The following is an 18,835-nucleotide window of genomic DNA, read 5'->3' on the forward strand; positions in this document are numbered from 1 at the left end:
TAAATAAGGCATGTATGAAATTTTGGTGTTTTTTATTCATCATTGCGCCATTTATTGATTTTGCTTATGCGGAAGGGGCATGCCCGCCTGGCCAGTACCCGATTGGAGGGCAGGGCGCAATTGCATGCGCGCCTATTCCGCAAGGAAATACTCCACAGCAACAGGCACGCCCGAGTGGGAAATGGATCAAGACTTGGGGAGCCATTGCGGTTGGGTCTATTGATTCCACCACGAGCTATGGCGTGACTACTGGCAAACTTTCAAAATCTTTGGCAGAGGAAGATGCTATGATACGATGCGCATCTCATGGTGAAACAAACTGCAAAGTTGGGCTCGCTTATGAAAATCAATGTGCAGTAATAGTTGAGCCACATATAAACGGAAAGCCATTCCCAACTGGATTTATCAGAATTGTCGGCAGAGCTACTGTATACGAAGCGAGCAAGGCTGCGCTAGAAATATGCAAAGACGATAATAAGGCAACTTCTGAGGCGAAATGTGAAGTTGTATATGACGCATGCTCAGAGCCAATTTTTCAGAAATATTGATTTTATTGATTGTGGGTTTCAAAATATATAGGAAATCTGACTAACCACATGCATGCAGCACGAGCCGTTAATTGACTGCGTAGCAAGTGGGCATGCGCGGATTTTCATACATTCCTCAGTCAACCGACATCAATTCAAGGAGTGAAGCGTGATGAAAGTTAAAATCTTATTGGCCGCCTTGCTCATGAGTGCCCCAATGATTCAGGCGCAGGCCCAGTCCAGCGGCGGTGGCTTTTATACGCCCATCCCCTACTATGGGAACAACCCATTTCTCTTCTGCACGCTCGGCGTGCCGACGGATTGCTGGGCACCAATCAACCCGGCCACGGGCACTTTTACGGTGACCAACCCATATTGTTACAACCCTGTCTCGTCCGCACTTTACGCTCAGGTCTGCCCCCAGGCGTTCCCTAAAGGTGTTCAGGGCCAAAATGCAACGTCGTCCGCAGCCAGCGAGGCACCCGCGCAGTAAAGCATCGGAGAGGATTCGATTTAGCGCGCGGCAGACTGGATCAATCCGCTGAACTGGGTCAGCGTCATCGCCATGACTGCGGTCATCCTCTGGGTGATGCTGGCCGGCTACCGCATCGCCACCGGCCAATCGCGCGAGTCGGCACTGGCCACCATGGTCAAGGCCACCAAGATCGTGGTCATCCTCGGCATCGCCAGCGCCGTGGGTGCCAACGGTGCCATGCTGCACAAGACCATGACCGACAACCTGGATCAGGAGATCCACGGGCTGTTCACCGGCGATGCCGGTAGCGCCGCCGATGCCATCGACGAGAACCTGGCCTATACCCAGCTCGCCCTGGCCGCCGTGGATGTGGTCCGCATCAGCCCCACCGATCCCGAATCGCTGGACAAGAAGAACAAGGCCCTGTTCATGGCCGGCTTCGGCGCCGCCAGCCCCGCCATGGCCGCCGGTGCGATGCTGCTGCTGTTCAAGTTCACCATGGCCTTCCTGGTCGGCGTCGGGCCCATCTTCATCCTCGCCCTGATGTTCGATCAGACCAAGGACCTGTTCAAGAAGTGGCTGTTCTACGTCATCGGCACCCTGTTCTCCATGTCCATGCTCTCCGTGGTCTCGGCCATGGTGCTCAAGCTCTCGACCAAGGTCGCCATCGCACTGTGGGCCAGCAAAAGCATCAACGGCCTCCTCGGCACCGATACCGAAGGCCTCAGTTCGCAGGCGCTGCAGCAGGGTGGTATCGGCTTGCTGCTCACTGTCCTGATCGTCACCATGCCCACCGTCGCTGCCGCATTGTGGCAAGGAAATATGGGAACGTTCATGGCGTATTCGGCGTTTGGTGCTGGCGCGTCACCTGGGCCGCAGGGGCAGCCGCCGGGAGCGTATGCGCCGCGGCAGATCGGCACTGACACAGCAATGTCAGGTGGGCAGACTACTGCTACACCGTCAACTGGCAACCGAACTTCGGGCATGCCGCAAACACTCCCAAATTCTGAAGGAAGCGGATCTATGGGCCAAGCAAATAAGAATCCCAGTCAATTTATCTGATTGTGAATTGGGGCGTACATGAAATTTAGCTTTCTGTTAATTGCCTTTCTCGCGTGCATGATTGGCACCGCTCGTGCTGAACAAGGCTGTCCACCTGGTCAATATCCAATTGGGGGGCAGGGTGCTGCAGCCTGCGCACCAATTCCCCAAGAAAATCAGATCCAGCAACAACCAGCCGTTCCAAGCGGAGAGTGGATCAAAACATGGGGAGCAATCTCAATCGGATCCGTTGATTCCACGACGATCTACGGCGTTACTACAGGCAAACTCTCAAAATCCGAGGCAGAAGAGGATTCATTAAGGCGCTGTTCCTCTCGCGCAAAGGACAATTGCAAAGTTATTTTTTCGTACCGCAATCAATGCGTAGCGCTCGCCGAACCTCAAATAGACGGGCGCGCATTATCCACAGGAATTATCAAATACATTAGCGCAGGAACAATTAATGAAGCGAGCGTTCAAGCGGCCAAAGACTGCAGCATGCTCAATAAAAAAACGACCGAAGCGAAGTGCAAGGTCGCATACACCGCGTGCACAGAGCCAATTTTCCATAAATATTGATTTCTGATTGATTATGGATTTAAGGTAGATAGGAAGCCTGAATAACCATATGCACACAGCACAAATCATTTGAATTTACTGCGCAGCAAGTGGATCATTCACAGATTCTCATATTTCTTCAGCTAGTCGACATCAATTCAAGGAGTGAAGCGCGATGAAAGCTAAAATCTTATTGGCCGCCTTGCTCATGAGTGCCCCAATGACTCAGGCGCACGCCCAGTCCAGCGGCGGTGGTTTTTATACGCCCATCCCCTACTATGGGAACAACCCATTCCTCTTCTGTACGCTCGGCGTGCCGACGGATTGCTGGGCACCAATCAACCCGGCCACGGGCACTTTTACGGTGACCAACCCGTATTGTTACAACCCTGTCTCGTCTGCACTGTACGCTCAGGTCTGCCCCCAGGCGTTCCCTAAAGGTGTTCAGGGCCAAAACGCCACCTCGTCCGCGACCAGCGGAGCACCCGCGCAGTAGGGCATGGGCGGGGATCGGATTTAGCGCGCGGTACACGGGATCATCCGATGAACCGGGTCAGCGTCATCGCCATGACCGCGGTCACCCTCTGGGTGCTGCTGGCCGGGTATCGTATCGCCACCGGCCAATCGCGCGAGTCGGCACTGGCCACCATAGTCAAGGCCACCAAGATCGTGGTCATCCTCGGCATCGCCAGCGCCGTGGGTGCCAATGGCGCCATGCTGCACAAGACCATGACCGACAACCTGGACCAGGAGATCCACGGGCTGTTCACCGGCGATGCCGGTAGCGCCGCCGATGCCATCGACGAGAACCTGGCCTATACCCAGCTCGCCCTGTTCTCCATGTCCATGCCATAGGCGCTTCCTCTGCAGCGATGAAACCGTAGACGCGCTCACAGCAATAAGCCGCCGCGTGAATCGGCCGCCGCGCGATGACGCAGCGGCACGGCAAATCACTTCCGCTGCGCCGGCACGAATCCCTCGTCCACCGCGGTCGCCAGCTGATCCGGCGGCAGCAGGCCTTGGTCGAGCAGGAAGTTGTTGAACTTGAGCCGGTCGAATTTCGCGCCCAGCGCCAGTTCGGTGCGCATGCGCAGTTCCATGATGCGGCTGTAGCCGTAGAAGTAGCTGCCGGCCTGGCCGGGCGCACGCACCATGTAGCGGTCCAGTTCCTGCCGTGCCATCGCCGGCGACAGGCCGACGTCGTTCTCCAGCACCAGGCGCGCGCGTTCGCGGTCGGTCAGGCCCAGGTTGAGCATCGGGTCGAGCATGGCGCGCGCGGCGCGCAGCAGGCGGAACTGCAGCGCGATCAGCTGCCCGTCCAGCGGTTCGTACGGCACCATTTCGGCTTCGGCGTACAGCGCCCAGCCCTCGACGTTGACCGAATTGAACGCGAACATGCTGCGCGCCAGCGAGACGCCGCGCTCGACCATCGCGGTGAACTGCAGTTCGTGGCCGGGCCGGCCCTCGTGCGCGCTCAGCGTCCACGCCGCCGAGCCGAAGTTGAAGTCGTCGTAGTGCTCGCCCTTGCCGGCGGTATCCGGATTGCCCAGCGGCAGCACGAAGGTGCCCTGCTCGCCGGTATTGCCGACCAGCGGCGCCGGGCGGAAATGCGGCGCCGGCTGCGCCGCGCTCTCGGCCGCCGACCCCAGGCGCATCTGCATCGGCCGCTGCGGCACATCGACGATGCGCTGCTGGCGGATGATCGGATCGATCTGCGCGATGACGTCGCGGTAATGGGTTTCCAGCTGGTCGTTGGCGATGGTGTCGCGCTTGAGCGCGCGGATCACGGCGCGGTAATCGCCGGGATCGTCGACCTTCAGGCCCTTGGCCTTGGCCACCAGCGGCGCCAGCTGCTGCATCGCCGCGCGGGTCTCCATGAATTCCAGTTGCGCGCGCTGCATCAACAGTTGCGGCGGGATGTCGATGCCGACCTGCTTGAGCTGGAAGGCATACAGCTGCGGCGGCAGGCGTGCGTCCTCGCGCGCCTTCGGCAGGACCACCTTGCGCGTCCATGCGGCGTAGTCGTTGAACTGTTTGTCCATGGCCGCCAGCGCCGGATCGGCGCCGTCGATCTTGTAGGTCGCGAACAGTTCGCGAATCCCCTTGGCGTAGGTGTCCACATTGCTCAAGGCCTGCTCGACCTCGCGCCGGGTCGGCGGCAGCAGCGCGCCGTCGGCGAGTTTTTCCTCGTAGCGCTGGCGCGCCAGCACGAGCGAGGAGCTGCTGCCGGGCGCCAGGCCGACATAGCGCTGCAACCGGTCCAGCGCCTTGGCCCGGCGCGCCGCCGGCACCTGTTCGGACAGCAGATTGTTGAGTCCGCCGAACACCATCTGCGGCGCATCCTGCCACGGCAGCAGCAGGCGTTCGTTCAACGTGCTGCCTTCGACGGCCTGGTCGGCGGCGTGGATCATGATCGCCAGGTCCTGGCGCACGTTGGGATCGCGCTCGACCTCCAGCTTCTCCTGCAGCGCGCGCCGGGCCTTGGCGATCGCGTCGCGATAGCGGCGGGCATTGTCCGGCCCCAGGTCGGTGACCTTGTCGTCGTACCCCGGCACGCCGAAGAAGCTCACTTCCTCGGGTTGGAACGGCGCCTGCGCCTGCAGCAGGATCTGCGCGACGTCGTTGCTGCGCTTCACCCATGCCGGGCTGGCGGCCTCGGCCGAAGCGGCAGCCGGCGCGGCCTGCGCAAGCACAGGCAATGGCGCGACCAGGGCCAGCGCGATGGCGAGGACGAGTGGCTTCATCGGTGGATCTCCAGCAGGACGATGCGGCGACCGTACGCGGCGCGCGCACGGCCGGCAAGCTGCCGAAGGTCACGGCCGCACCCGGCGGCCGGCGACACGCTCGCGAAACGGAAGCGGACGGCGCAGCGCGGCGGCCGCTGCGAGGTCGCGAAATGCATCCACGGGCCGCCCGCTTGCGGTCGGCAGGACGGCGACACCGCGATGCGCTGCAACCACCGTGCCCGCGCAACACAGCGATTCGCCGGATTTGGCCAGCCGACTTGCGGCTCGCCTGCAGCTGCACCGCACGCCGCGGCGCGTATGCCTCTACTGCGCGCTATCGGCCTCGACCGGCGCGGCCGGATCGGCGTCGGTCTGCGCCGCATCGGCATCCATGCCGGAATCGGATTCGGCATCGGTCTCGCCGGCGGCGTCCACGCCGGGCTCGAGCAGCGAGATCGCCTCGCCGGCGTCGGGCAGCACCTGCAAGGTCGTGTAGTGCCATTCGCCGGCATGGCGCTCGGCCTCGATGTACAAAGTGCCGTTGCCGCGCGAGCCGTGCAGCGACACTGTGAGGTTGGCGCTGCCGGTGCCGTTGCTGGTGGCAATGCTGCCGCTGGGCATGATGCCGTCCTCGATCGGCTCCCCGAGCGCGGCGACCACCCGCGGGTTGACCTTCGCTCCGGCCAAGCCGATACGGTACGGCTCGGACGCCTTGGTGACACTCGCGATGCCGAACACGAACACCGCGATCGAGGCCAGCAGCACCGCGCCCAACAGCAGCGCCAGCAGCGGCACCGCCCATTTCCAGTGGCGTGCCCACCAGCCGCTCCGGGCCGCTGCCGGCGGCGCGGCGGCAGCGGGATCAGACGCGGGCGAACCGGGTAACGGTGGCGGGGTGGACATGCAGACCTCCTTTTCGGCGAGAGACGGTGCGGATGGCGATCAGGGCTTCAGGCAACGCGCCAGGAACGCTTCGGTGGTGCGGTAGCGGTGCAGCGCATTGCTGCCGGACAGGCCGTGCTTGGCCCCGGGATAGGTCATCAGCTCGAACAGCTTGCCGCGCTTCTGCAGCTCGCTCATCAGCGCGGTGGAATTGGTGAACAGCACATTGTCGTCGGCCATGCCGTGGATCAGCAGCAGCGGCGAATTCAACCCGTCCAGGTGCGCGGCCACGCGGCCGTCGCGGTAGCCGTCCGGATTGGCCGCGGGCAGGTTCATGTAGCGCTCGGTGTAGTGGCTGTCGTACAGCGCCCAGTCGGTCACCGGCGCGCCGGCCACGCCGCAGGCATAGGCGTCGCTGTGCTTGGCCAGCAGCATCAGGGTCATGTAGCCGCCGTTGGACCAGCCGTACACGCCGATGCGCGCGGCATCCACCCACGGCTGCGCCTTCAGCCAGGCGACGCCGCGCAGCTGGTCGTCCACTTCCACCGTGCCCTGGCGCTGGTACAGCGCACCACCGAAGTCGCGGCCGCGGCGCGGCGTGCCGCGGTTGTCGACCGAGAACACGACATAACCGTGCTGGGCCAGGTACTGGTCGAACAACGCATCGCCGCGCACCGGCCAGCCGTCGAGCACGGTCTGCGCGGCCGGGCCGCCATAGACGTAGACCACCACCGGATAGCGCTTGCCCGGATCGAAGTCGGCGGGCCTGGTCAGCCGGTAGTGCAACAGGGTCTTGCCGTCGGCCGCGGTCAGGTGGCCGAACTCGAGCGGACGCTGCGCGTCGCGGTACCTGGCGTAGGGATGCTGCGGATCGGCCAGGTCGTTGACCAGCAGCGTGGCGATCTTTTCGCCACTGGCGCGGAACAGCTCGATCTGCGGCGGCGTGGTGGTGTTGGACCAGCTGTCGACATAGACGCTGGCGTTCCTGGCGAAGCTGGCCGCATGCGTGCCGTTGGGCCTGGACAGCTGCTCGATCGCGCCGCCGGCCAGCGGCACCGCGTAGAGCTGGGTCTGGGTCGGCGAGGCCTTGGTCGCGGAGAAATAGACCTTGCCGGCGGCTTCATCCACCGCCAGCAGTTCGTCCACGATCCAGTCGCCGTGGGTCAGCGGAACCAGCTTGCGGCCGTCTTCCGAAGCCAGGTACAGGTGCTCGTAGCCGCTGCGCTCCGAGCCCCAGACGAAGCGCCCGTCCTTGAGGAAATGCAGGTCGTGGTTGAGCGGCACCCAGGTCTTGCTGGTCTCGGTGACCAGCACGCGCTGCTTGCCGCCGGCCAGGGTCGCTTCGATCAGTTCGAGCTTTTTCTGGTCGCGCGACTGGCGCTGGAAGGTCAGCCGCTGCGCATCGCGCCAGTCCACCCGCGCCAGGTAGATGTCCGGATTCTTGCCCAGGTCGATCCACTGCGGCTGCGCGCCGGCGCGCGGCGCGATCGTACCCAGCTGGATCTTGACATTGGGCTGCCCGGCCTGCGGATAGCGCTGCTCGATCACCTCGGTGTGGTCGGCATACACCTCCGGGCGCTTCTGCACCGGCACGGCGGATTCATCGATGCGCGCGAAGGCGATCGCCGAGTCGTCCGGCGCCCACCAGTAGCCGGTGTGGCGGTCCATTTCCTCGTCGGCGACGAACTCGGCCACGCCGTTGCCGATGGTGTCGCTGCCGTCGCCGGTCAGCTGATGCTGCTGGCCGCTGGCCAGGTCGATCGCCCACAGGTTGCGCGCACGCACGAAGCTGACGTAACCGCCCTTCGGCGAGATCTTCGGATCGGTGGCGAAGCCCTCGCCGTTGGTCAGCTTGCGCACCGCGGCGCTGCCGCTCTTGCGCAGGTCGTACAGATACAGCTCGCCGCCGAGCGGGAACAGCAGCGCCTGCGCATCCGGCGCCCACTGGTAATCGACGATGCCGGCATAGGCGGAAATGCGCTGGCGCTCGCGCCGCGCCTTCTCTTCGTCGCTCAGCGTCTCGGTGCCCGGCAGCACCACTTTCGAGTCCACCAGCAGCCGGGTCTGGCCGCTAGCGATGTCGTATTCCCACAGGTCCAGCTGGTTGCGGTCGCTGTCCTTGCCGCGCAGGAAGGTCACCCGCGAACCGTCGGGCGCGACCTGCGGCTTCATCAAGGTCGGCCCGGACAGCGGCTTGCTGCCGGTGATGGCGTCCAGGGTCAGTTTTTCGGCGTGCGCGGGAACGAAGGGTGTGGCGAGCATGAGGGCGAGAACGGCGAACAGAGAGCGCATGAAGGTTCCTGGCGGAGCGCCGAGCGCGGGAAAATGCGCGAACGCCCGGGGGGTGAGAAGCGTGACGCGGGCCGGCTCAGCGCTGGCCGAACAGGTGCCTGCGCTCGGCGTCGCTGAGCGGCTTGCCGGCGTCCGGATTGACCTGCTGCTTCAGCGCGTAGGCGCGCTGGGTGGCCGGGCGCGCACTGATCGCGTCGTGCCAGCGCTTGAGGTGCGGGAACGCGGCGTAGTCGGGGGTGAGCCCGTTGTACACCTCGATCCACGGATAGCTGGCCATGTCGGCGATGCCGTACTCGGCGCCGGCCAGGTAGTCGCTGTGCGCCAGGCGCTTGTCGAGCACGCTGTGCAGGCGCCGCACCTCGTTGGTGTAGCGGTCGATCGCGTAGCCGATCTTCTCCGGCGCATACACCGCGAAGTGGCCCATCTGTCCGCTCATCGGGCCGAGTCCGGCCATCTGCCAGAACAGCCACTCCAGCGCGACGATGCGCCCGCGCGGATCGGCCGGCAGGAAACGCCCGGTCTTCTCGGCCAGGTACAGCAGGATCGCGCCGGACTCGAACACGCTCTGCGGCGCGCCGCCGTCGGCCGGCGCATGGTCCACGATCGCCGGCATCTTGTTGTTCGGCGAGATCGCCAGGAACGCCGGCGCGAACTGCTCGCCGGCGCCGATGTTGACCGGCTTGACGGTGTAGTCCAGGCCGGCTTCCTCGAGCAACAGGGTGACCTTGTGGCCGTTGGGCGTGGGCCAGTAGTACAGATCGATCATGGCGGCGGTCCGGAACACGGGGCGCCCAGTGTAGCCGCGCCCAGCGCTTGGCAGCATCCCGGCAGGCCGGTACCCTGCGGCCTTCCTGCAACGCAGCATCCGCTATCACGCCATGAGCCCGCCGTCTCCGCCGCCCCGCCTGAATCCGTTGTCCAGCCTGATCTTCGCTTCGCGCTGGCTGCAGCTGCCGCTGTACCTGGGATTGATCGTGGCCCAGGGCGTCTACGTGTTCCTGTTCGGCAAGGAGCTGTGGCACCTGATCCACGAGGCGCCGAGCCTGGGCGAGCAGCAGATCATGCTGATCGTGCTCGGCCTGATCGACGTGGTGATGATCTCCAACCTGCTGGTGATGGTGATCGTCGGCGGCTACGAGACCTTCGTCTCGCGGCTGGGCCTGGAAGGCCATCCGGACCAGCCGGAGTGGCTGAGCCACGTCAATGCCAGCGTGCTGAAGGTGAAGCTGGCGCTGTCGATCATCGGCATCTCCTCGATCCACCTGCTCAAGACCTTCATCGCGGTCGGCGCGCTGGGCGGCATGCCGCTGTGCTCGCCGGACCAGCTGGCCAGCGCCGCCGCCACGGTGGACCTGAAGAGCTGCGCCACGCTGACCGCGACCGGGGTGATGTGGCAGACCATCATCCACGGCGTCTTCATCCTGTCGGCGATCGGCATCGCCTGGACCGACCGGCTGATGGCCGCGCCGGAAAAACCGGCGCACTGACCCTGCGTGCGAGGGGTCACGCTTTTCCGGCCGTCGGCACACGGCCGTCAAGCGCGCAGCGGGAGTGGATGCTAGATTGTCGGGTGGGATGCGCTGGCAGGGACGGGGGAGCCGGACCGGCCGCGCACGCGAACCACCGCTGCGTACTCATGGCCATCACCGGGGATTAGGGGGGAAGCATGTTGCAGGTAACGACATTCGCAAGGGCGCGCCGCATGGCGTCCGTAGTGCTGCTGGCCGCACTGGCGGCCTGCTCCAAGCAGGAAGACGCCACCCCGGCCGCCGCGCCGGCGGCCAAGCCCGCGGCAACGGCGCCGGCCGCACCGCCGGTCTCGGCCAAGGTGCAGTCGATGGGCACCGAACAGCTGCACGAATCGGCCAGCCAGGCGCTGCGCGAGAACCGCATGTATGCGCCGGCCGGCAACAACGCGGTCGAGTACTACCTGGCGTTGCGCGACAAGCAGCCGGACGACGCCGGGGTGAAGAGCGCGCTGACCGATCTGATGCCGTACACGCTGATCGCCGCCGAGCAGAGCATCAACCGCGAGGACTTCCCGGAAGCGCAGCGGCTGGTCGCGCTGATCGAGAAGATCGACAGCCAGGCGCCGGCATTGCCGCGGCTGAAGCTGGGCGTGAGCAACGGCATGCAGTCCGCGGCGCAGCGCAGCCAGGAAGAGACCGACAAGGTCAAGAAGGAGGCCGAACAGAAGGCCAAGCTGCTGGCCGAGCAGCACAAGCAGGCGCAGCAGCAGGCCAGCGAGGCGCAGGCCGCGCAGCAGATCGCCGCGCAACAGGAAGCCGCGCGCCGCGAGAGCGCACGCCAGGAAGCCGAGCGCCAGGCCGCCGCCGCGCGCAGCGCGCCGACCCCGGCTCCGGCAGCCGCACAGCCTGCGGCCACGCCGCCGCCGGCCGCCGCCACGGCCGTCGCCAGCACGCAATCGCTGCGCGCGATCAGCACGCCGGCGCCGCGCTACCCGCCGGAAGCGCTGCGCTCGGGCACCGCCGGCGAAGTGCTGTTGGAGATCACCGTCGGCACCGACGGCTCGGTCACCAACGCCCGCGTGCTGCGCGCCACTCCGGCGCGGGTATTCGACCGCGAAGCGCTGAACGCGACCAAGCGCTGGCGCTTCGAGCCGGTCAGCGCGCCGGTCACGACGCGGCGCACGTTGGCGTTCAATCCCGGCGGCTAAGAAAAAAAGCCCGGCTCCGCCGGGCTTTTTTTGGGAATGGAGAATCGGGAATGGGGAATCGCGGAAGCGCTGCGTCCGGTCGGCATTCCCGCTTTTCCTATTCCCGGTTCTCCATTCCCGTTTCCCGGCTCTCAATCACCCCGATATCGCCAACCGCTCCTGCCGGTAGCGGCGCACCGCGGCCAGCCACAGCAGCGCGGCCAGGCCGAAGCCGGCGGCCAGGTACACCGCCCAGATCTGCAGGTCGATCGGTTCGCGGCGGATGATCTTCAGCAGCATCTGGTTCTGCGCCAGGAACGGCACCGCGAACTGCCACAGCGTGGTCTTCAGCGGATACACCATCAACGCGTAGCCGGGCAGCATCGGCAGCAGCATCAGCCAGGTCATGTGGCTCTGCGCCTCCTTCATGCTCTTGGCCGAGGCGGCCAGCAGGGTCAGCAGCGAGGTGCCGATGAGCAGCATCGGCAGCAGCACGAACAGCATCTGCAGCATCGCCACGACGCCGACGTTGAGCTGGCGGCCGATGCCGCTGGCGACCTGCGCGCTGAGCTTGAACGCGAGCAGGGTCAGCAGCAGCGAGGCCAGGCCGACTACGCAGGCGGCGGCGATCTTGCCGCTGACGATGGCGCCGCGCGAGGCCGGCGTGGCCAGCAACGGCTCCAGCGATTGCCGCTCGCGTTCGCCGGCGGTGGCGTCGAGGATCAGATAGGCGCCGCCGATGAACGAGGTGATGCACAGCAAGACCGGCAGCAGCATCGCCAGCAACGCGCCGCGCTTGGCCTCGGCCGTGGCCAGGTCCTGGACGGCCATGTCCAGCGGCCGCGCCACCTGCGCATCGACGCCGCGCGCCAACAGCCGCAGCGCGCCGACCTGCTGGCTGTACATGCTCAGCGCCGTCTGCACGCGTGTGGTCGGGATGTCGGCATCGCGGCGGGTGCTGTCCTTGACGATCTCCACCAGCGCCGGCCGCCCCTCGCGCCAGGCGTTGGCGTAGTCCTCGTCGATCTTCAGCGCCAGGTCCACGTCCTGGCTGCGGATCGCCGCGGTCAGGTCCTTGGGCGGGGCGACCGCGTTCAGGCCTTGCGCGGCGAGGAACGCGACCAGGTTCGGCGCGCGCTCGCGGCCGATCACCGGGATGTCCAGCGGCTTGTCGATCTGGGTCCTGACCCGGCTCTCGGCCAGCGCGCCCATGCCCAGGATCAGCGCCGGGTACAGCAGCGGGCCCAGCAGCAGCGCCAGCGCCAGGGTCCGGCGGTCGCGTCCGAGGTCGCGCAATTCCTTGCGCATCACGGTGAAAACGGTGCGTAACAGGCTCATGCGTGCAGTCCCTCGTCGCTGCCGATCGCCTTGACGAAGGCGTCTTCCAGATTGTCTTCGCCGGTCAGGGCGCGCAGTTCGTCGGCCGTGCCGGCGGCCACCACCGTGCCCTTGGCGACGATCACGATGCGGTCGCACAGCGCCGCCACCTCCTGCATGATGTGGCTGGAGAAGATCACGCAACGCCCTTCGGCGCGCAGCCCGCGCAGGAAGCCGCGCATCGCGCGCGTGGTCATCACGTCCAGACCGTTGGTCGGTTCGTCGAGGATCACGTTGCGCGGATCGTGGACCAGCGCGCGCGCGATCGCGGTCTTGGTGCGCTGGCCCTGGCTGAAGCCCTCGGTCTGGCGGTCGAGGATGTCGTCCATGTCCAGCGCCGCCGACAGCAGCCGCGTGCGCTCGGCGATGCGCGCCGCCGACAGCCCGTGCAGTTCGCCGAAGTAGGCGATGTTCTCGCGCGCGGTCAGGCGCTTGTACACGCCGCGCGCGTCCGGCAGCACGCCCAGCGTGCGGCGCACCGCCAGCGGATCGGCGCCCACGTCGATGCCGTCCACGCGCACCTGGCCCTGGTCGGGCGTCATCAGCGTGTACAGCATGCGCAAGGTGGTGGTCTTGCCGGCGCCGTTGGGACCGAGCAGGCCGGTGATCTGGCCGTCGGCGGCTTCGAAGCTGACCCCTTGCACCGCCTGCACGGTGCCGGCCTTGGTCTTGAACGCCTTGTGCAGATTGTCGGCGACGATCATGCGCGGTCCTCCCTGCGAAACGCTGCGCGGCTCATGGTTCCCATCCGTTGAATGAAGTGAAGGCCGGCACGCCGCTCATCGCGTCCAGGCAGGTGGCGTCGAGCCGCTTGGCATCGGCGTTCTCGAAGAACTGGCTCAGCAGCTTGGGCATGCAGCCCAACGTCATGGTGCCGTGGCCCTGGCCGCGCACCACCAGGTGGCGGCCGTTGGGCAGGCCCTGCAACACGCGCGCGGCATAGCGCGGCGGGGTCACCGGATCCAGCTCGCCGGAGGTCAGCAGCACCGGCAGTTCGGATTTGAACGGCGCGGTGAAACCGGCCGGACGCGTCCCGGTCGGCCATGCCGGACAGGCGGCGAAGAACATCTGCGCCACCTCCGGACCGAGCAAGGTGTCGCCGCCGGCGGCAGGCGGGTGGTAACGGTCGGCATCCTCGGCGCAGATCACCGACCATTGCATGCCGCGGTTCATCTGCCCGTCCAGTTGCTTGCCCATCATCTTCGCCAGCGACATCAGCGGCGCATAGCGCTCGTGCGCGGCCTCGTCCAGCACCAGCGGCAACAGCGAGGCGGTCTGCGGCGCATACGAGAACGAGAACGCCAGGCTGGTGACGGTGTCGGCGGTCACCCGGTCGTGCGTGCTCTCGCCGCTGTCCGGGTCGCGATAGTCCACGTCCGCCGGCGCCTGCCGCAGCCGTTCCACCACCGTGCGCAGCTGCGCGCGGGTGTCGGTGGGAAAGCGTTTGGCGCAGGCCGGGGTGGCCCTGCACTGCTCCGACTGCAGCGTGATCGCGTCCTCGAAGGTGGTGGCGAATTCGCCGCCGACCACCAGGTCGTTCGGCGCCACGCCGTCGATCACCACGCTGCGGGTGTGCGCCGCATAGCGCGCCGCGTACTGCTGGGCGACACGGGTGCCGTAGGAACCGCCGATCAGGTTGAGCTTGTCCGGGCCGAGCGCGGCGCGCACCGCGTCCAGGTCGGCGATGGCCTGGGTGGTGGTGTAGTAGCGCGGATCGGCGCGGCCCTGCAGCGACTGCGCGCAACGCCGCGCGTAGTCGAGCAGCTCGTTCGCGGTGGGCGCGCGCGCCGGATCGGCCAGCTGCATTTCCTTGCCGTCCGCGCCCAGGCAGGTCAGCGGATTGGACTGGCCGGTGCCGCGCTGGTCGATCAGGAACACGTCGCGGCGCTTGCGGGTTTCGCGCAAGGCCATGTCGACGATGCTGGCGACCTCGGTCGCCGCCTGGCCGGGGCCGCCGGCGAGGAAGAACACCGGATCGGGATCGCTGCCGCCCTGGCCGTTGGCCGGCAACCAGGCGATGTTGAGTTCGATCTTGCGCCCGCCGGGCGCTGCCGGATTCTCCGGCACCGGCATGCGCGTGCATTGCGCCTCGACGTTGTTGGCCGCAACCGGACTGGTCAACGTGCAGGGATGGAAACGCAACGTGCCGTAGCTGCGTCCCGCATTCTGCGGCGCCGGTCCGTGTCCGCCTTGGCAGGCGGCGAGCAGCAAGGCCGCCACAACGACGGCGAGCGGTCTGCATGGGTGTGGCATGGTTCGCATCCTTGAGTTCATGGCTTGCAGGATGCCATGCCGGAGCATGGCGTCGTAGGCGACCGATGGCAGGTCGCGGGGACTACTCGGAATCGTCGAACAGGAACACCTGCTCGATGCTGTGCGCGAACAGCCGCGCGATCCGGAACGCCAGCGGCAGGCTCGGATCGTACTTGCCGGTTTCCAGCGCGTTGATGGTCTGCCGCGACACGCCCAGCCGCTCGCCCAGTTCGCCCTGCGACCAGCCGCGCGCCTCGCGCAGTGCGCGGATGCGGCTGTTCATTGGTAGCGGCGCGCATTCACGCCCTTGGCGATGCCGTAGGTCGCGCACAGCAGCGGAAACACCCACAGCATCGCCGCCGCTGCCGGCACCGCGATCGTGCCAGCGGCCTGCAGGAAACCGGCGGTCATGTAGCCCCCGGCGACCAGCCCGGCGGCGATGGCGATGGACTCCAGTTCGATGCGCCGCTGCATCTCGTCGGAGTCGCGCACGAAGCGCGCCACCGCGCGGATCACCAGCACCACCAGCAGCGCCGGCAGCAGCGCGATCAGCACCCGCGCCCAGTCCGCCTCCACGCTGCCGAGCAGGCGCCTCCAGCACAGCATCACGCCGACGTAGAGCAGCATCGGCAGCCCGAACTCGCGGTAGTAGCGGCGCGCCAGCGCTGGCGGCGCGCTGTCGCGCAGGCTGCCCGGCGACCACCACAGCATGATCGCCAGGCACAGGCCGCCGACGCCCACGCCCATGCACAGCCCGCGCAGATAGTCGCTGCCACCGAACGGCAGCCAGACGGCTGCCATCAGCAGCGCCAGACTGAGGCACAGCACCGCGATCGCAGTGCGCCTGCAGTTGCTCATCACCTAATCCCCAATGTTCAACCTGCCCTGTCCGGCGCCGTTGCGGCCACCGCCCTGTTGCGCTGACCACGCCTCCTGTCAAGCACACTTGACAACAGAATGCGCACGCCAGATGCGCATGTCAAGTATCCTTTACATGCCCGGGCGCCAAGTTGCCGGTATCGCCAACAGATGGACCGGTGTCGGGTCCATCTGCGATGTCTCCGAAAGAATTTTTTCGCAGATACTTCAGAGGTGCCGGGAGACCGATCACGTTTCACGCGCAGCCGACGCTGATCTACGGCAACCGTCGTTCCAGTAGCAGCACCTAGCCCATTTTGTCTTTCACCCGATCATCAGCTGCCCCTTGGTGGCTACCTTAGGTAAAGCGCACAGCCAGCATGCGTGAGGGAAGGTGATCTGGCGCGCCATCGTTCGCTGAGCTAATCTTGGCTGATTGAAAGCTGCGCCTGGAGTCGTAAGTGGGTAGGTCCTCTCCGGCGTAACTGTATGCAGACCATGCGAAGGCTGCAGTTTGGCGGCCTTCCCGCCACGCTCATCTTGAGCGTGGAATCGCAAATGCGAGTTCCGGAGACTATGAAGAGTGGCGGGCGTGCGCAACGCGCAAAATGGCAGACGTTGCCGCAACTTAGGACGATGGGAGTCTAAGGGCTGGAAGGCAATCGGGGGGCGCGCCGGGCAAGACGTCCGGGTACGCATTCGATCACTTATCGGTCATACCATGGAACGTGGCGTGCCATAGCGATGCCGTTGATCGTTGCGATAATTATCAAGGTACGGAAAAACATGAAACGATTCTTTTTGGGAGCATTGCTCTGCATCTGCGCCATGCCGTCATACGCGGAGGTATGCACCGTCGAAGGAAAGGTTGCCACGTTGATTCCATCGCAGGGTGTCGCAGGTCTTTCCATAGCCAGCCCCATCTCCGGCTGTTCCTGCGACTTCAACATGCTATGGATCGACACCAATGTGGATGGCGGCAAGGCGATGTATGCCGCGGCCCTGGGGGCGAAATTCAACGGCACGTCGGTGAGAGCAACCATACAAGATGGGCAAGGTAACGGCGCCCAGGGAAATCAGGCAATTACCTATCGATATTGGGCAACATGCAAGCTCATGGCTCTCGAGCTACTGTAGAGAGATAGTCAGCGATCTACCGAGCGCCGTCCATCACGCGAATCCGATCAGCCCGATTGGCGCGTCGCGCAGTCGGATCTCGTTAACGCTCTGCCAGACAGAAGCAGCCTGCACGAGACGACGGTCTCCAGCCCGCATTGAGGCGATCGGCGATGCCGCTCGGCGCTACTTGCTGCTGACATACTTCTCGCGGCGGATGTGCTGCACCGGCAGGCCGGCGTCCTTCAGCGCATCGAAGCAGGCGTCGACCATGTTCGGGTTGCCGCACAGGTAGGCGACGTCGCCCTCGGCCTGCGGCGCGAATTCGGCCAGGAACTGCTGCACGTAGCCGTGGCGCACGTCCGCATGCGGCGCCTCCGGCAGCTCGCGCGAGAAGCACGGCACGAAGCGGAAACCCGGATGCGCGTCGGCGAAGGCGCGGAACTCGTCGCCGTACAGCAGCTCGGCCGGCGTGCGCGCACCCAGCAGCAGCACCACTTCCACGCCGCGCTCGGCCATCGCCGCCTCCAGCAGCGGCAGCATCGAACGGTACGGGGTGACGCCGGTGCCGGTGGCGATCAGCAGGTAGCGGCGGTTGCTGTCGCCCTGGTTCAGGCAGAAGCGGCCGTAGGGACCGCTGGCGCAGACCTGCCCGCCGATCTCCAGGCCTTCGAACAGCGCCGTGGCCGCGCCGCCGGCGACGAAGCTGACCGCGATCTCGACCGTGGCATCGGCCGGCTGCGCCGGGTCGTGGCGGGTCGCCAGCGAGTAGCTGCGCTTGGTCGCGGTGCCGTCGGCGTAGTGGAAATGCACCTGCACGAACTGGCCAGGCAAGAACGGCAGCGGCTGGCCGTCGTCGCGGACGAAGCGGTAGTGGCCGACGGCCGGGGCCAGCATGTGGCGGTCGACCAGTTTCAACGGGAATTGGGCAGGCACGCGGATGCAACAGTCTATGGCCGGGGCCGAGCCCACGAGGTCTTCTATAATAGCGGCTGCATTTCTTCAGCGCCGTCAACAGGGCGCGAAAGGTCCGCCTTGAACCCCACCTCCCCGCTTCCCTCCTCCGCGCCGGTGCCCGCGCTGCGCGTGCGCGAGCTGCGCAAGACCTACGACAACGGCGTGCAGGCGCTGCACGGCGTGTCGCTGGACGTGCTGCCCGGCGACTTCTTCGCCCTGCTCGGCCCCAACGGCGCCGGCAAGTCCACCCTGATCGGCATCATCAGCTCGCTGGTGAACCTCAGCGCCGGCCAGGTCGAGGTGTTCGGCACCGACCTGACCGCCCAGCGCAGCGCGGCGATGCGCCTGCTCGGCCTGGTCCCGCAGGAAATCAACTTCAACCTGTTCGAGAAGCCCTTCGACATCCTGGTCAACTACGCCGGCTTCTACGGCATGCCGCGCGCGCAGGCCGAACGCCAGGCCGAAGTGGAACTCAAGCGCGCGCACCTGTGGGAGAAGGCGCAGGTGATGAGCCGCACCCTGTCCGGCGGCATGAAGCGGCGACTGATGATCGCCCGCGCGATGATGACCCAGCCGCGCCTGCTGATCCTGGACGAACCCACCGCCGGCGTGGACATCGAGATCCGCCGCGACATGTGGCGCGTGCTGCGCGAGATCAACGCCGCCGGCACCACCATCATCCTGACCACGCACTACCTGGAGGAAGCGGAGAGCCTGTGCCGCAACCTGGCGATCATCGACCGCGGCCGCATCGTCGAGCAGGGCCCGATGCGCGAACTGCTGGCCAAGCTCGACGTGGAAGGCTTCCTGCTGGACATCGACGGCGCACTGCCGGCGCAGCTGCCGGCGATCGAAGGCACCACCTTGCTGGCACAGGACGCGCACACGCTGGACCTGGACATGCCGCGGGCGATGGACCTCAACCGGGTGTTCGCCGCGCTCGGCGACGCCGGCATCCGCGTTCGCTCGATGCGCACCAAGAGCAACCGCCTGGAGGAGCTGTTCGTGCGCCTCACCGGCGACCACAGCAGCGGCCAGTCCGCAGCCGTCGCCAGCGCCGCGGGCGCGGCGAACACGGATTCGCCGCGCCCCCCCGCCGCCACCTGATCCCTCTTTC

At 65.8% G+C, this 18,835-nt stretch carries 18 protein-coding genes and 2 pseudogenes; 10 read left to right on the top strand and 10 right to left on the bottom strand.

From position 1 onward, the window contains the following. Window positions 1–14 precede the first annotated feature (14 nt). The 6 genes and pseudogenes from NRY95_21335 to NRY95_21360 all read left to right on the top strand — a co-directional run bounded on the left by NRY95_21335 (window position 15) and on the right by NRY95_21360 (window position 3,444). Window positions 15–548, top strand: a complete 534-nt coding sequence (locus NRY95_21335; protein ID UYC16188.1) for a DUF4189 domain-containing protein — start codon at window positions 15–17, stop codon at window positions 546–548. Between the two features lie 151 nt (window positions 549–699). Beyond that, window positions 700–1,020, top strand: coding sequence for a hypothetical protein (locus NRY95_21340; GenBank protein UYC16189.1), 321 nt, complete (start codon window positions 700–702; stop codon window positions 1,018–1,020). Between the two features lie 48 nt (window positions 1,021–1,068). Then, window positions 1,069–2,064: pseudogene (locus NRY95_21345) on the top strand (type IV secretion system protein). 18 nt (window positions 2,065–2,082) lie between these two features. Beyond that, window positions 2,083–2,622, top strand: a complete 540-nt coding sequence (locus tag NRY95_21350) for a DUF4189 domain-containing protein (protein ID UYC16190.1) — start codon at window positions 2,083–2,085, stop codon at window positions 2,620–2,622. Window positions 2,623–2,776: 154 nt separating this feature from the next. Next, window positions 2,777–3,097, top strand: a complete 321-nt coding sequence (locus tag NRY95_21355; GenBank protein ID UYC16191.1) for a hypothetical protein — start codon at window positions 2,777–2,779, stop codon at window positions 3,095–3,097. Window positions 3,098–3,153: 56 nt separating this feature from the next. Beyond that, window positions 3,154–3,444, top strand: a pseudogene (locus NRY95_21360) (type IV secretion system protein). 107 nt (window positions 3,445–3,551) lie between these two features. Here NRY95_21360 and NRY95_21365 read toward each other — a convergent pair. From NRY95_21365 to NRY95_21380, 4 genes are all read right to left on the bottom strand, one after another. Then, a complete protein-coding gene (locus tag NRY95_21365) occupies window positions 3,552–5,345 on the bottom strand; it encodes a DUF885 domain-containing protein (protein UYC16192.1) in 1,794 nt (597 codons plus the stop codon). Between the two features lie 306 nt (window positions 5,346–5,651). Next, window positions 5,652–6,230 (bottom strand): cytochrome c oxidase assembly factor 1 family protein, encoded by a 579-nt coding sequence (locus NRY95_21370; GenBank protein UYC16193.1) that lies wholly within the window; start codon window positions 6,228–6,230, stop codon window positions 5,652–5,654. A 39-nt stretch (window positions 6,231–6,269) separates the two neighbouring features. Then, a complete protein-coding gene (locus NRY95_21375) occupies window positions 6,270–8,501 on the bottom strand; it encodes a S9 family peptidase (protein ID UYC16194.1) in 2,232 nt (743 codons plus the stop codon). Window positions 8,502–8,577: 76 nt separating this feature from the next. After that, entirely contained in the window at window positions 8,578–9,267 is a 690-nt protein-coding gene (locus NRY95_21380; GenBank protein ID UYC16195.1) for a glutathione binding-like protein, read from the bottom strand. 112 nt (window positions 9,268–9,379) lie between these two features. Here NRY95_21380 and NRY95_21385 point away from each other — a divergent pair, with 112 nt between their 5' ends. Both NRY95_21385 and NRY95_21390 read left to right on the top strand, forming a co-directional pair. Next, window positions 9,380–9,988, top strand: coding sequence for a TIGR00645 family protein (locus NRY95_21385; GenBank protein ID UYC16196.1), 609 nt, complete (start codon window positions 9,380–9,382; stop codon window positions 9,986–9,988). 179 nt (window positions 9,989–10,167) lie between these two features. After that, window positions 10,168–11,178 (top strand): energy transducer TonB, encoded by a 1,011-nt coding sequence (locus NRY95_21390; protein ID UYC16197.1) that lies wholly within the window; start codon window positions 10,168–10,170, stop codon window positions 11,176–11,178. A gap of 135 nt (window positions 11,179–11,313) precedes the next feature. Here the strand turns inward: NRY95_21390 and NRY95_21395 are convergent, their stop codons facing one another. The 5 genes from NRY95_21395 to NRY95_21415 all read right to left on the bottom strand — a co-directional run bounded on the left by NRY95_21395 (window position 11,314) and on the right by NRY95_21415 (window position 15,645). Then, the gene (locus tag NRY95_21395) at window positions 11,314–12,495 is read right to left on the bottom strand and encodes an ABC transporter permease (GenBank protein ID UYC16198.1); all 1,182 of its coding nucleotides are present in this window, start codon (window positions 12,493–12,495) and stop codon (window positions 11,314–11,316) included. Continuing rightward, window positions 12,492–13,238: an ATP-binding cassette domain-containing protein gene (locus NRY95_21400; protein UYC16199.1), complete on the bottom strand. Its 747-nt coding sequence runs from the start codon at window positions 13,236–13,238 to the stop codon at window positions 12,492–12,494. Before NRY95_21400 ends, NRY95_21395 begins: the two co-directional genes overlap by 4 nt. Before the next feature lie 31 nt (window positions 13,239–13,269). Further along, complete coding sequence (locus NRY95_21405; protein UYC16200.1) at window positions 13,270–14,787, bottom strand: alpha/beta hydrolase; 1,518 nt, start codon at window positions 14,785–14,787, stop codon at window positions 13,270–13,272. Window positions 14,788–14,869: 82 nt separating this feature from the next. Beyond that, on the bottom strand, window positions 14,870–15,070 hold the full coding sequence (locus NRY95_21410; GenBank protein ID UYC16201.1) for a helix-turn-helix transcriptional regulator: 201 nt from the start codon (window positions 15,068–15,070) through the stop codon (window positions 14,870–14,872). Then, on the bottom strand, window positions 15,067–15,645 hold the full coding sequence (locus NRY95_21415; GenBank protein ID UYC16202.1) for a hypothetical protein: 579 nt from the start codon (window positions 15,643–15,645) through the stop codon (window positions 15,067–15,069). The genes NRY95_21410 and NRY95_21415 overlap by 4 nt, the downstream gene beginning before the upstream one ends. Before the next feature lie 786 nt (window positions 15,646–16,431). Between NRY95_21415 and NRY95_21420 the strand changes: the two genes are divergently transcribed. Continuing rightward, the gene (locus NRY95_21420) at window positions 16,432–16,782 is read left to right on the top strand and encodes a hypothetical protein (protein UYC16203.1); all 351 of its coding nucleotides are present in this window, start codon (window positions 16,432–16,434) and stop codon (window positions 16,780–16,782) included. A gap of 165 nt (window positions 16,783–16,947) precedes the next feature. On the opposite strand, the gene NRY95_21425 is transcribed toward NRY95_21420, so the two are convergent. After that, on the bottom strand, window positions 16,948–17,658 hold the full coding sequence (locus NRY95_21425; protein ID UYC18660.1) for an FAD-binding oxidoreductase: 711 nt from the start codon (window positions 17,656–17,658) through the stop codon (window positions 16,948–16,950). Window positions 17,659–17,796: 138 nt separating this feature from the next. Between NRY95_21425 and NRY95_21430 the strand changes: the two genes are divergently transcribed. After that, window positions 17,797–18,825, top strand: a complete 1,029-nt coding sequence (locus NRY95_21430; GenBank protein UYC16204.1) for an ABC transporter ATP-binding protein — start codon at window positions 17,797–17,799, stop codon at window positions 18,823–18,825. Window positions 18,826–18,835: the final 10 nt, after the last annotated feature.

Origin of the sequence: Xanthomonas campestris pv. phormiicola, from assembly GCA_025666215.1 — a bacterium.
Classification (GTDB): Bacteria; Pseudomonadota; Gammaproteobacteria; order Xanthomonadales; family Xanthomonadaceae; genus Xanthomonas_A; species Xanthomonas_A campestris_A.

Coding starts and splice junctions, on each gene's coding strand:
- NRY95_21335 (UYC16188.1), top strand. CDS start 15: ATGAAATTTTGGTGTTTTTTATTCATCATTGCGCCATTTATTGATTTT.
- NRY95_21340 (UYC16189.1), top strand. CDS start 700: ATGAAAGTTAAAATCTTATTGGCCGCCTTGCTCATGAGTGCCCCAATG.
- NRY95_21350 (UYC16190.1), top strand. CDS start 2,083: ATGAAATTTAGCTTTCTGTTAATTGCCTTTCTCGCGTGCATGATTGGC.
- NRY95_21355 (UYC16191.1), top strand. CDS start 2,777: ATGAAAGCTAAAATCTTATTGGCCGCCTTGCTCATGAGTGCCCCAATG.
- NRY95_21365 (UYC16192.1), bottom strand. CDS start 5,345: ATGAAGCCACTCGTCCTCGCCATCGCGCTGGCCCTGGTCGCGCCATTG.
- NRY95_21370 (UYC16193.1), bottom strand. CDS start 6,230: ATGTCCACCCCGCCACCGTTACCCGGTTCGCCCGCGTCTGATCCCGCT.
- NRY95_21375 (UYC16194.1), bottom strand. CDS start 8,501: ATGCGCTCTCTGTTCGCCGTTCTCGCCCTCATGCTCGCCACACCCTTC.
- NRY95_21380 (UYC16195.1), bottom strand. CDS start 9,267: ATGATCGATCTGTACTACTGGCCCACGCCCAACGGCCACAAGGTCACC.
- NRY95_21385 (UYC16196.1), top strand. CDS start 9,380: ATGAGCCCGCCGTCTCCGCCGCCCCGCCTGAATCCGTTGTCCAGCCTG.
- NRY95_21390 (UYC16197.1), top strand. CDS start 10,168: ATGTTGCAGGTAACGACATTCGCAAGGGCGCGCCGCATGGCGTCCGTA.
- NRY95_21395 (UYC16198.1), bottom strand. CDS start 12,495: ATGAGCCTGTTACGCACCGTTTTCACCGTGATGCGCAAGGAATTGCGC.
- NRY95_21400 (UYC16199.1), bottom strand. CDS start 13,238: ATGATCGTCGCCGACAATCTGCACAAGGCGTTCAAGACCAAGGCCGGC.
- NRY95_21405 (UYC16200.1), bottom strand. CDS start 14,787: ATGCCACACCCATGCAGACCGCTCGCCGTCGTTGTGGCGGCCTTGCTG.
- NRY95_21410 (UYC16201.1), bottom strand. CDS start 15,070: ATGAACAGCCGCATCCGCGCACTGCGCGAGGCGCGCGGCTGGTCGCAG.
- NRY95_21415 (UYC16202.1), bottom strand. CDS start 15,645: ATGAGCAACTGCAGGCGCACTGCGATCGCGGTGCTGTGCCTCAGTCTG.
- NRY95_21420 (UYC16203.1), top strand. CDS start 16,432: ATGAAACGATTCTTTTTGGGAGCATTGCTCTGCATCTGCGCCATGCCG.
- NRY95_21425 (UYC18660.1), bottom strand. CDS start 17,658: ATGCTGGCCCCGGCCGTCGGCCACTACCGCTTCGTCCGCGACGACGGC.